General features: G+C 67.5%; 12 protein-coding genes. 3 read left to right on the plus strand and 9 right to left on the minus strand.

Annotation, left to right across the window (positions count from 1 at the left end; all coding sequences use genetic code 11):
• Positions 1 to 76: 76 nt before the first annotated feature.
• Positions 77 to 523, minus strand: coding sequence for a DoxX family membrane protein (locus tag LF262_RS16335; protein WP_235781466.1), 447 nt, complete (start codon positions 521 to 523; stop codon positions 77 to 79).
• Between the two features lie 120 nt (positions 524 to 643).
• On the opposite strand from LF262_RS16335, the gene purH reads away from it, so the two are divergent.
• Complete coding sequence (gene purH / locus LF262_RS16340) at positions 644 to 2,347, plus strand: bifunctional phosphoribosylaminoimidazolecarboxamide formyltransferase/IMP cyclohydrolase (protein WP_235781467.1); 1,704 nt, start codon at positions 644 to 646, stop codon at positions 2,345 to 2,347.
• 101 nt (positions 2,348 to 2,448) lie between these two features.
• On the opposite strand, the gene LF262_RS16345 is transcribed toward purH, so the two are convergent.
• From LF262_RS16345 to LF262_RS16380, 8 genes are all read right to left on the minus strand, one after another.
• Complete coding sequence (locus LF262_RS16345; RefSeq protein WP_235781468.1) at positions 2,449 to 2,640, minus strand: hypothetical protein; 192 nt, start codon at positions 2,638 to 2,640, stop codon at positions 2,449 to 2,451.
• A 51-nt stretch (positions 2,641 to 2,691) separates the two neighbouring features.
• Positions 2,692 to 2,883 carry a hypothetical protein gene (locus LF262_RS16350; RefSeq protein WP_235781469.1) on the minus strand — a complete coding sequence of 64 codons (192 nt, stop codon included), beginning with the start codon at positions 2,881 to 2,883 and terminating at the stop codon, positions 2,692 to 2,694.
• 72 nt (positions 2,884 to 2,955) lie between these two features.
• Complete coding sequence (locus tag LF262_RS16355; protein ID WP_235781470.1) at positions 2,956 to 3,147, minus strand: hypothetical protein; 192 nt, start codon at positions 3,145 to 3,147, stop codon at positions 2,956 to 2,958.
• A gap of 48 nt (positions 3,148 to 3,195) precedes the next feature.
• A complete protein-coding gene (locus LF262_RS16360; RefSeq protein ID WP_235781471.1) occupies positions 3,196 to 4,566 on the minus strand; it encodes a hypothetical protein in 1,371 nt (456 codons plus the stop codon).
• A 111-nt stretch (positions 4,567 to 4,677) separates the two neighbouring features.
• Positions 4,678 to 4,869, minus strand: coding sequence for a hypothetical protein (locus tag LF262_RS16365; RefSeq protein WP_235781472.1), 192 nt, complete (start codon positions 4,867 to 4,869; stop codon positions 4,678 to 4,680).
• Between the two features lie 201 nt (positions 4,870 to 5,070).
• Positions 5,071 to 5,826: a hypothetical protein gene (locus tag LF262_RS16370; protein ID WP_235781473.1), complete on the minus strand. Its 756-nt coding sequence runs from the start codon at positions 5,824 to 5,826 to the stop codon at positions 5,071 to 5,073.
• 3 nt (positions 5,827 to 5,829) lie between these two features.
• Entirely contained in the window at positions 5,830 to 6,522 is a 693-nt protein-coding gene (locus LF262_RS17195; RefSeq protein WP_235781474.1) for an AfsR/SARP family transcriptional regulator, read from the minus strand.
• A 249-nt stretch (positions 6,523 to 6,771) separates the two neighbouring features.
• Positions 6,772 to 7,014, minus strand: coding sequence for a hypothetical protein (locus tag LF262_RS16380; RefSeq protein WP_235781475.1), 243 nt, complete (start codon positions 7,012 to 7,014; stop codon positions 6,772 to 6,774).
• A gap of 288 nt (positions 7,015 to 7,302) precedes the next feature.
• Between LF262_RS16380 and LF262_RS16385 the strand changes: the two genes are divergently transcribed.
• Both LF262_RS16385 and LF262_RS16390 read left to right on the plus strand, forming a co-directional pair.
• Positions 7,303 to 9,525 carry an NADP-dependent isocitrate dehydrogenase gene (locus LF262_RS16385; protein WP_235781476.1) on the plus strand — a complete coding sequence of 741 codons (2,223 nt, stop codon included), beginning with the start codon at positions 7,303 to 7,305 and terminating at the stop codon, positions 9,523 to 9,525.
• 260 nt (positions 9,526 to 9,785) lie between these two features.
• Positions 9,786 to 10,229, plus strand: a complete 444-nt coding sequence (locus tag LF262_RS16390) for a DoxX family protein (protein ID WP_235781477.1) — start codon at positions 9,786 to 9,788, stop codon at positions 10,227 to 10,229.
• Positions 10,230 to 10,964 lie beyond the last annotated feature (735 nt).

Genomic DNA, 10,964 nt, shown 5'->3' on the forward strand with positions numbered 1-10,964 from the left:
AGGCCGGGATCATGGACGTGTGGCGCGCGACGCCGCCTGGCGGCTTCTTTGCGCCAGCCGCCGCGCGGCCGGGGCCCTACTTGCGGGAGGCGACCGTCTTGTGCGTGGCCTGCTTGCGGTGCCTGCGGTCCACGAGGAGTGCAAAGCCGATCCCGGCGAGCCAGACATCCTTCGCCAAAGGGACTCCGGCCTGGGTGGGGCGGATGCCGTCTGGCTGGGTCAGGCCCGGCGTCTTGGCATAGACCGTGAGCAGGCCCCCCGAGAACGCGGTGAGGGCCAGCGCTGCGAGCCGGGTCGGGACGAACGGTGCGAGCAGCGCGGCGCCGATGCCGATCTCGGTGCCCGCGAGGACCTTCCCGAACGTCGCCGCGGGAAGGCTTTTGCTCTGAGGGAAGGCGTTGGCGGCCATCCCCTGAAGGTTCCCCGCACTTTCCTCGTCGAGGGAGAGCTTCCCGATCCCTGAATTGAGCATGTACGCGCCGGTGACGAGGCGCAGGACGGCGTGGCTGAGTTTGAATCCCATGGCTTTTCTCCTTGGCCGGTGGCGGAGTTCCTCGGTCCGTTCCGGAATCAGCCTAGGCGATAGAATGACCGCGAACCCACTCTTTTCTGCCCGCTCCTACCTTTTTCAGGAGAGTTGTCTGTGAGCCCTGAAACCCCTGCACGCACGATCGAGCTGGACCGCGTCGCCATCCGTCGAGCCCTCATCTCGGTCTACGACAAGACGGGTCTCGAGGAGCTCGCGGTGGGACTGAATGAAGCCGGCGTGCGGATCGTCTCGACGGGATCGACTGCCAAGCGCATTGCTGCCGCGGGCGTCCCGGTGCAGGAGGTCGAGGAGGTCACCGGCTCGCCGGAGATGCTCGATGGCCGCGTCAAGACCCTTCACCCGCGCGTCCACGGGGGAATCCTGGCGGACCGCCGCGTGCCCGCGCACGTGAAGACGCTCGAGGAATTGGACATCGAGCCCTTCGACCTCGTCGTCGTGAACCTGTACCCGTTCGTCGAGACGGTCCGCTCGGGCGCGGCGATGGACGACGTCGTCGAGCAGATCGACATCGGCGGTCCCGCCATGGTGCGCTCTGCCGCGAAGAACCACGCCGCCGTCGCGATTGTCGTGGATCCCGGCTTCTACGGGGAGGTCGTGGCCGCGGCCAAGTCCGGTGGGTTCGGGCTGACGGCCCGTCAGCGTCTCGCTGCGAAGGCCTTCGCGCACACGGCCGCCTATGACACCGCGGTCGCCACGTGGACCGCAAGCCAGTTCACGGACGAGGATGGTTCCGACGCAGCCGGAGGCGAATTCAGCTGGCCTGCCTATGCCGGGCTCGCGCTCGAGCGCTCCGAGGTGCTCCGATACGGTGAGAATCCACACCAGCAGGCAGCGCTCTATGTCGACAAGTCAGCCCCCGCCGGCATCGCCCAGGCTGATCAGCTCCACGGCAAGGCCATGAGCTACAACAACTACGTCGACGCCGACGCCGCGCTCCGCGCCGCCTTCGACTTCGACGAGCCCGCGGTCGCGGTGGTCAAGCACGCGAACCCCTGCGGCATCGCCGTCGCCACCCCGGGCGTTGCGGACCCCATCGCTGACGCCCACCGCAAGGCCCACGCGTGTGATCCAGTCTCCGCGTTCGGCGGTGTCATCGCCGCGAACCGCACCGTGACGAAGGGCATGGCCGAGACGGTCGCGGGGATCTTCACCGAGGTCGTCATCGCCCCAGACTTCGAGCCGGAGGCCGTCGAGATCCTCTCGAAGAAGAAGAACATCCGACTCCTCGCCCTGCCGGACGGCTATGGACGCTACCCGACCGAGATCAAGCAGATCTCCGGTGGCGTGCTCGTCCAGGTCTCCGACACGCTCGCGGCCAGCGGCGACGACCCGGCCAACTGGACCCTCGCCTCAGGGGAGGCGGCCGACGACGCCACCCTCGCCGACCTCGCGTTCGCCTGGAGGGCCTCGCGTGCGGCAAAGTCCAATGCCATCCTCGTGGCCCGGGACGGGGCATCCGTGGGGATTGGGATGGGGCAGGTCAATCGCGTGGACTCGTGCCGGCTCGCCGTCGAGCGCGCCAACACTCTCGGCGTCGCCGTGGAGTCCGACGTCGACTCGGCTGGCGGTGCTCAGGGCGCCGGCGGTTCCGGCTCGGCTCCCGAGCGCGCCCGGGGCGCGGTCGCGGCGTCGGACGCATTCTTCCCCTTCGCCGACGGCCTGCAGATCCTCATCGATGCCGGCGTGAAGGCTGTGGTCCAGCCCGGCGGCTCAGTGCGGGATGCGGAGGTCGTGGAGGCCGCCAACGCCGCAGGCATCACCATGTACTTCACGGGAGCACGCCACTTCTTCCACTGACCCGCGGTCCCCGGCTGGCACGTGGGCGACTGGGCATAGCGCACAGCACGAGGGAGGGAAACCGGGACGACCGGATTCCCTCCCTCGTCGCGCCGTGGGGGTCAGCGCTGGTTGACCCAGACGGTCTGGACGGCGGCACTGTTGGCCTGTGAACAGATGGTCAGGACGTTGGCGGCCGCGGACATGTTCGTGGCGACGATTCCGGCGACGTTGAAGTCCCCGAAAAGGGTCTCGCGCCCGGGCAGCAGCTCGACGGACTCGGCGGCGAGCTCGGCAACGGTGATCTTGGTCATGGTGATCAACTCCTGGTGATGAGGTGGTACTGGATCTGATTCTTGGGACGATCAGTGCTGGAAGGCACCGATGACCTGGACGGCCTGCGCGTTGGCGACAGAGCCGATGGTTGCGGCGTTGACGGCGATCGCCAGATTCACTGCGACGATCGGGGCAACGTTGATGTCGAAGAGCATCGTGTCGCGCTGCGGGAGCAGCTCGGCGCTCTCTTCGGCAATCTCTGCCGGGGCGAGAGATGCCATGGTTTCCTCCTGGGTAGGTCCAACTGGGATGAGCGCTCGGCGCCCTGGGGGAGCGGCGCCGAGCGCCCAGGCCTACTGCTGCACAACGTAGACGGTCTGGACTGCGGCGCTGTTCGCGGCCGAGAACAGCGTCATGGCGTTGACTGCGTACGAGGCGTTCTGCGCCTGGATGAGCGCGGCGTTGAGGTCGAACACGAGCGTCTCGCGGGTGGGGAGCATCTCCACCGACTCGGCGGCGAGCTCTGCGACGGTGAGCTTCTGCATGGTTGTCACCTCCCTTCAGAATCGATGGGGCCTTCCGTTCAAAGGTCCTCAGCTGTGGTGGACAGACCTGATGCGACGGGTCGCTGCAGCGTGGCGCGGCAGAGGCCGATGCCGCCGCAACGCGGGGCTGAAGCGTCGTGTCAGGGCGGCAGCGAGCGACAGGCCGACTTTGGCCAGGACCAGGGTGGCTCCGAGAGCCGGAAGTGCGAGCAGGACCATCGCGAGGGCTGCGAGGATCGCGTCGATCGGGTGCCCCGTGGTGGCGGCGAGGAAGAGGTGCTGTGCGTGGAGCACGGCCGCGTCGAGGGCCTGCTGGAGGATGAACGGCAGGCTGACGGCCAGCCACACCAGCACTCCTAGGAGGAACGGCACCACGATCAGTACCCATGCCGTGACGATCCACCGGGAGATGGGCCTCAGCTCCAGGACCCGAGGGTCCACTTGCCGCCCGGGCAGGAGACTCCTGAGCACAGGGCCCACCCTCGAGAACAGGTCCGGGACCCCGGCGAGGTCGGCGAGGACGAAGTATCCGTCGAGCCTGATCGTTGGCGGGAGCTGCTGAACCATCTGCAGCTGCGTCATGATGACCAGGAGGAGCAGGAGGGGGCTGTGGGTGATCAGGAAGCCCACCCCGGCGCTCAGGACCCAGAGCAGGTGGAAGTAGAGGCCCCCGAGGTCAGTGCGGATGCGCCCGCCTCTGGAGAGCCGGTATGAATCCGTGACGTCGGTGTAGAACGCAGGGAAGACGAGGTAGAGGCCGAAGCCGATCACGCCCGGGGTAGCCCCGCCATATCGGCAGGCTGTGGCATGGCCGAGCTCGTGGACGAGCGCGCCCACTGTCATGAGGATGAAGAGCACCAGGAGCATCGAGGGAGTCACCAAGACGTCCATGACGGCGCCCATGGCATCGACCGAGAACGCAAGGTGGAGGTCCAGGGCCACCAAGCCGACGCACGCGAGGATCACGAAAGGGGGCCAGTACAGCGGGCTCAGGAGGTAGGCGAGGTGCTCGACAGCCCGTCGGGGGAAGATCGTCGTCTTCGCGCGGAGAGCCAGGAGGGGAGTGGCCTTGGGTGCGGGTGCGGAAGCCGGGGCAGCGCTCGGCTGAACCAGGAGGCCGAGCGGGGCGAGCTTCCGTTCGGCGAGCAGCGACAGGCCGTCGGCGTCGAGTTCGCGGCCAAACGCATAGCTCACACGGTGCGCCAGTTCGTCCAAGGGCAGGGGGATGGTCGCCTTGGCGACGATAATGTTCAGCAACTCGCTGAGCTGGACAACCTGTCCGTCCGCACGCCGGACCAGATAGGTGCTGTGGTTGAGGCCTGATCCTGAGACTAGTCCCAGAAGTTCGAGGCCCTCGGCCCGCTGCCATGGCCCTGCGACGGGGCCTGAAGCAGACGGCGCTGCCAGTTCCTGGATCATGGTCTCCTCCTGGGCTTGCCCGGGTAGATGTCGGACGCTTGATGAGAACGATGAGAAGGGAGGTGCCGGGGGCGGCTGGGGGACAGCCGTCCCCGGCAGGCTCATGGGACGTCAGTGCTGCGAGACGACGATCGTCTGGACGGCAGCGCTGTTGGCCTGAGAGAAGACCGTGCCGACGTTGAGCGCGAGCGAGGAGTTGCTCGCCCAGATGCCGGCCAGGTTGGCATCGAACAGCAGCGTGTCGCGGCCGGGGAGAAGCTCAACGGTCTCTGCGGCCAGTTCTACGGCGGTGATCTTGGTCATGTGACTCATCTCCTTGTTGTGGGGGGCGACTGGGAATCAATCGCTGGAATAAGTACATCGATTGGAGTATTACTCCGGCGTTATCGGTCCATTACCGCTCCGACGAGGGAAAACCGTCTCCGGGCATGATGGAGGCCCCGCCCGCGCAAGGTGCGCGGGCGGGGCCGGGGCCGTGTGTGCTGAGGGTCGCGGGGCGTCTGGTCAGTCCCCGCAGTCCACCTCCATGCGCGTCTGAACGCCAGTGCCCGTATCGGCGCCGATGACAGCCTGGGTCCGCTGGGCCGCGAGGGCCGCTACTGACCGCGCGTGCGCAGTGTGCAGGCTCTTCGGCGTGGAGGAGGCCGAGGTGAGGTCGACCGTGAGGGCCTGCTCGATCTGCAGGACGATCGCGCGGGCCGTGGGGGAGAGCTCGCGCGCAGGGACGCCGACGATCACGAACTGCAGCGCCACGCTGCTGGACACACAGCCGGTGCAGCCGAGGTTGACCGAGACGGCGCGGTTGTCCGCCATGAGGGATTGCATGTCCGCGGTCTCGACGATTTGGACGGAGACAGCGGACGACGAAGCCCGATCGGCGGTCGTGAATGCCGTCGCGACGTTGTCTGCCTGGACGGCGGGAGCGGAATCGGACGTGAGCACCTGGAGGGTCGTGGCGGTGCCAGAGCAGCCAGGGCAGGTGGTATGGGCGGTCGCTGAGGCTGAGGCCGGCCCGCCGTTGGCACGCAAGGTGCCCCACACGGCTTTCGAGTCTGTCGCGGTGGGGCGCTTCGGTGTGGGGATCGCATGGGAGTCGACGTGCATGCTGCGCCCCCACGCGATGCCTTGTGACTGGTCAGGAGCTGCGGATGCCGGACCCATGGGCGCGGCGAGGAAGGCCGCAGCGAGGGCTCCGGCGGCGCCGGTCCTGAGGAGTGCCACTGCGAGCGATCGGGAGCGGGGCCTGGGGGCACAGTTCATCGCTTAGTCCTCCTTCTGGTGCTTCGCGGGCGTTGTCCCTGCTGCGGGCGCCCCAGTCAGCGTTCGTGCATGCTCGAGCCGCTCGCCCATGACGAGCCGTTCGAGCCTTGTAGAGGGCTCGAGGCCCATCTCCTCTGCGAGGCGCCGGCGGAAGTCCTCATACGTGCGACGTGCCTCCGCGGTGTTGCCCGCGCGGACTTGGCTGCGGATGACAAGGGCCTGAGCGGACTCGCGCAGCGGCTCGATCGCGGCGGCGTGCATAGCCGCGGCGATGGCCGCGTCGGGTTGGTCGTCTTGGAGGTGCCGGCGGGCAATGGCCTCAAGGGCTACGAGGCGCTGCTGCCGCAGGCGTTCCTGTTCGAACAGGAGCCAGTCGTCGTACCAGCCCGGCAGGAGCTCGGCCGAGTACAGCAGCTGCATCAGCCGCGGATGAGGCTCTGCGCCAGCCAGCGCTGAATCGGCACCATCGCGGAGCCGGTCCAGGTCCACGCAGACGTCGTCGGAGAGCCGAAGCGGATCGGGGTTTTCGGCCAGAAGTCCCGGCAGCTGGTGGCGGATCTTGAACACCGTCACGCGAACACTGCTTGCGGCCTGCTGCTCAGTGCTATCGGGCCACAGCAGGCCCGCGAGGTAAGCGCGTGTTCGAGGGCCGAGAAGCGCCAGCGAGGCGATGAGCCGCTGCTGTCGAGAACCCACGTTCTGCGGAGCCCCCCGCACGAGAAGCTGCCAGCAGCCCAAGAGATGCAGGTCCCACGACATTGCTGTGCGCCCCCATTGAATGGCCTTGACGAAAACGCCGTGGCTAACGCGGGTGTGGGAGGCAGTCGCGCGGCCTCGGCGGATGAGACCAGCCTGACAATCCCGAGATAATCCAGTCAATGGATTTAGTCGAAATTTTCAGGACTGTCATGCAACCACAAGTGGACTGTCAGTTCCGAGAGCGCATCAGGAACTTTTGACCTGCTGCCTGTCGTCGAGCCAGGACCGCACCGCAGCAATCGCGGCGTCGGGATCGGCTACGACCGCCATCGTGGCGGGTTCTCGTGGCCCATCCGAGGCGAGGATCCGCACCTTGAGCCCCTGCTCGCCGTCCGGTTCCCGCCAGACGCGGAGCACGAGGGCGCCCAATTCCTCAAGCCCGTGTTCCTGCGGATCGTCGTTGTCGGCGGCCGCGGCGTGCTGTGCCATTCTCTCCCCTGAGTGCGAATCGCTCCGTGCCGGCCCTGCGGAATGCATGGGCCGGTCCCTGAGAGGAAGTCTAGGGGGGAACCTGACGCGATCTGCGCGGCGTCCCTTGACAACAGCGTGTCTTCCGCCGCCGCATCGGCTGTGCGCCTTGTCACGAAATCGGGCAGCGGCGGCACCCTCCGGTAAGTTAAGGACGTTGACATAGCAGCACCCACGCACACTGCGGCGATTGCCCACACGCATACCGGAGCCGCGGTCTGCTCCAGCTTTCGCAGGAGGCGCCCACCCATGGCCACCATCATCTATACGCACACGGACGAGGCGCCGATGCTGGCGACTCACTCGCTCCTTCCGATCGTCCAGGCGTACTCCTCGGCGGCGGGCGTGCAGGTCGAGACGCGGGACATCTCCCTCTCGGGGCGCATCATCGCCGTGTTTGAGGACTACCTGACGCCGGAGCAGCAGCAGTCTGACGCTCTTGCGGAGCTGGGGGCCCTGGCGAAGACGCCGGAGGCCAACATCATTAAGCTGCCGAACATCTCAGCCTCGATCCCGCAGCTCAAGGCTGCCATCGCCGAGCTGCAGTCGCAGGGCTTCGCCCTCCCGGACTACCCGGACAACCCGTCCTCCGATGAGGAGACGGACATCCGCTCGCGCTACGACAAGATCAAGGGCTCAGCCGTCAACCCGGTGCTGCGCGAGGGCAATTCGGACCGCCGCGCGCCGCTGTCTGTCAAGAGCTACGCGCGTAAGAACCCGCACTCGATGGGTGCTTGGAGCGCCGAATCGAAGACCAACGTCGCCACCATGGGCCACGATGACTTCCGTGCGAACGAGAAGTCCGTGGTGCTCCCCGGTGACGATTCGCTGACCATCCAGCTGGTCCTCGGCGACGGAAAGGTCAAGGAGCTCAAGAAGGGGATCAGCGTCCTCGAGGGCGAGGTCGTTGACGGCACCGTGATGCGAGCCGCCGCGCTCGATGAGTTCCTCGCCGCCCAAGTGGCGCGCGCCAAGGAAGAGGGCGTCCTCTTCTCGGCCCACCTCAAGGCGACCATGATGAAGGTCTCCGACCCGGTCATCTTCGGCCATGTGGTCACCGCCTACTTCTCGGAGCTCTTCGACACGTACGGCAAGCAGCTCGCCGCCGCCGGCCTCAGCCCCAACAACGGACTCGCCTCGATCCTCGGCGGGCTCGACGCCCTTCCCGAGGACGTCCGCGAGGGTGTCAAGTCCCTCGTCCAGAAGGGCCTGACAGAAGGCCCGGCACTCGCCATGGTCGACTCGGACAAGGGCATCACGAACCTGCACGTCCCCTCCGACGTGATTGTGGATGCGTCCATGCCGGCGATGATCCGCATCGGCGGCCACATGTGGGGCCCCGACGGCAAAGAGCACGACACGCTCGCCGTTCTTCCTGATTCCTCGTACGCCAGCGTCTACCAAACCGTCATCGACGACTGCCGCGCGCACGGCGCCCTGGACCCGACCACGATGGGCACCGTGCCGAACGTCGGCCTCATGGCGCAGGCCGCCGAGGAGTACGGCAGCCACGACAAGACGTTCGTGATCCCGGCCGCCGGTGCGGTGCAGGTCGTCAACGAGGCGGGCGACGTGCTGATCGAGCACTCGGTCGAGGCCGGAGACATCTGGCGCGCATGCCAGACCAAGGACGTCCCGATCCGCGACTGGGTCAAGCTCGCCGTGAACCGCGCTCGCGCCACGAACACCCCTGCAGTGTTCTGGCTCGACGAGGAGCGCGCGCACGACGCAAACCTCATCGCGAAGGTCCGCACCTACCTCGGCGAGCACAACACCGAGGGCCTCACCATCGAGATCCTCGCCCCCGCCGAGGCGACCGCCTACACCCTCGAGCGCCTCCGCAAGGGCGAAGACACCATCTCTGTGACCGGGAATGTGCTGCGCGACTACCTGACGGACCTGTTCCCCATCCTCGAGCTCGGCACGAGTGCCAAGATGCTCTCGGTCGTCCCGCTGATCGCGGGCGGCGGCCTCTTCGAGACGGGTGCTGGCGGCTCGGCTCCGAAGCACGTGCAGCAGCTCATCAAGGAGGACTACCTGCGCTGGGACAGCCTGGGCGAGTTCTTCGCCCTCGTCCCATCCTTCGAGCTCTATGCCGAGCAGGCTGGTCTGCCCGCGGCCAAGGTGCTGGCTGACACGCTTGACCGCGCTACGGGAACGTTCCTCGAGGAGAATCGCTCCCCGGGCCGGAAGCTCGGCACGACAGACAACCGGGGCTCGCACTTCTACCTCGCCCAGTACTGGGCGCAGGAGCTGGCGAAGCAGACGGACGACGCCTCACTGGCCGCCGCGTTCGCGCCGGTCGCCGAAGCGTTGACCTCCGGGGAGGAGACCATTGTCTCGGAGCTGCTCGCGGTCCAGGGCCAGGCGGTCGACCTGGGCGGGTACTACCACCCGGACGCGGCGAAGGTCACCGCCGTCATGCGCCCCTCCGCAACCCTCAACGCAGTGGTCGACGGGCTGCGCAAGTAGGACAACTGGATAGCGCACGACGGCGCCCCGCACCGAAAGCGAGAATTATCGCGGCCGGTGCGGGGCGCCGCCGTTCCCTGCTGGAGCGAGGGCTCTCAGGATGATCCGCCCGCGGGCTAAAACCAGTGCCAGCGCAACATGCGCCGTCCAGCTTGACACCGAAAGCCGAGACCCGGCAGTATCAGTTGACGCTTCAATTGAATATTGAAGTACGTATCGCCCCTCAGGGCCCCATTGACCAACGACAGGAAGGGACACCTATGTCCGCCTCCCGCCCGCTCCGCTCCGACATTGCCCGCGCCGTGCTCCGCATCGCGCTCGGCGCCGTGTTCTTTGCACACGGATGGCAGAAATTCTTCGAGTACACGCTCCCCGGCGCCCAGGGCGCGTTCACGCAGATGGGTGTGCCGGGGGCCCAGTTCGCTGCCCCGATCTCGGCCGGGCTCGAGCTCGTCGGCGGCGCGCTGCTGATCGTGGGCCTCCTGACCCGCGTGGCCGGTGCCCTGCTCGCGGTCGAGATGATCGCGGCGCTCCTCCTCGTCCACGTCTCGGCAGGCATGTTCGTGGAGAAGGGCGGCATGGAACTGGTGCTCATTCTCGCTGCCGGCGCTGCAGCGGTGGCCCTCGTGGGCCCGGGCCGGCTCTCGCTCGACACCCCGATCTTCGGCCGCGGCTCCGGCAAGCTCGCCGCTCTCGCTGCCTGACCTACCCTTCAAAACAGCACTACGGCGGCCCGCACCCAAGGGGGAGAACTCCACCTGGGGTGCGGGCGCCGTCGTATGCGCCCAGCTCAGGTCGCCGTTGCATTCCGGCTGAGGGCGTACCGTCCGTGGAGCCGCAGCCCATCACGTCCGGTACGGCCCCCAGCCGGTGTACGTCGACCTAGGGCCGCTATGGGGTTGCGGTAGCGCCACGGCGGCGCAGCGCGATCCCGGTTCCAAGCCCCGCTCCAAGGCCCAGGGCAAGTGCGGCCGCCATTAGCAGCAGGGCCAGCGTGAGAGTTATTCCGCTACTCACATCGTTGGCCAGGGCTGCCGGGCAGATCGCCTGGGGCGCTGAGGACTGCGAGGGCGTTGACCCCGAACGCTCTGGTGCCGACACGGCCGCTGGCACGGCTGCCGCTGCCGCGTTGCCGCCCGAGACGGATGCTCCGGCCGCGGAGACCGCCCCGACAGTGAGTCGCGGGAGAGTCAGGGATGAGCCCTGCCACTTGAGCGACTCCGGATGGGATCGAGGTGCCGTTCCGGTGCCCGTCCCAGCCGGGACTACGGGGGCCGATCCAGACTCCGTCACGGTGCCGTTGCCAGTGCCCGGCTGCGCGCCCGGCGTGCATCCGCACGAAGATGCGGGTGCCGCCGGGGTGCCCGGTGTTGTTCCAGGTACGGTGCAGCCGCAGGAAGGCGCGGGTGCCGCCGGGGTGCCCGGAGTTGCCCCAGGGG

It is taken from the genome of Sinomonas notoginsengisoli (assembly GCF_021554725.1).
GTDB lineage: Bacteria > Actinomycetota > Actinomycetes > Actinomycetales > Micrococcaceae > Sinomonas > Sinomonas notoginsengisoli.

Excerpts from the sequence above, each read along its gene's own strand:
- LF262_RS16335 (WP_235781466.1), bottom strand. The coding sequence starts at position 523 with ATGGGATTCAAACTCAGCCACGCCGTCCTGCGCCTCGTCACCGGCGCG.
- LF262_RS16345 (WP_235781468.1), bottom strand. The coding sequence starts at position 2,640 with ATGACCAAGATCACCGTTGCCGAGCTCGCCGCCGAGTCCGTCGAGCTG.
- LF262_RS16350 (WP_235781469.1), bottom strand. The coding sequence starts at position 2,883 with ATGGCATCTCTCGCCCCGGCAGAGATTGCCGAAGAGAGCGCCGAGCTG.
- LF262_RS16355 (WP_235781470.1), bottom strand. The coding sequence starts at position 3,147 with ATGCAGAAGCTCACCGTCGCAGAGCTCGCCGCCGAGTCGGTGGAGATG.
- LF262_RS16360 (WP_235781471.1), bottom strand. The coding sequence starts at position 4,566 with ATGATCCAGGAACTGGCAGCGCCGTCTGCTTCAGGCCCCGTCGCAGGG.
- LF262_RS16365 (WP_235781472.1), bottom strand. The coding sequence starts at position 4,869 with ATGACCAAGATCACCGCCGTAGAACTGGCCGCAGAGACCGTTGAGCTT.
- LF262_RS16370 (WP_235781473.1), bottom strand. The coding sequence starts at position 5,826 with ATGAACTGTGCCCCCAGGCCCCGCTCCCGATCGCTCGCAGTGGCACTC.
- LF262_RS16380 (WP_235781475.1), bottom strand. The coding sequence starts at position 7,014 with ATGGCACAGCACGCCGCGGCCGCCGACAACGACGATCCGCAGGAACAC.
- LF262_RS16385 (WP_235781476.1), top strand. The coding sequence starts at position 7,303 with ATGGCCACCATCATCTATACGCACACGGACGAGGCGCCGATGCTGGCG.
- LF262_RS16390 (WP_235781477.1), top strand. The coding sequence starts at position 9,786 with ATGTCCGCCTCCCGCCCGCTCCGCTCCGACATTGCCCGCGCCGTGCTC.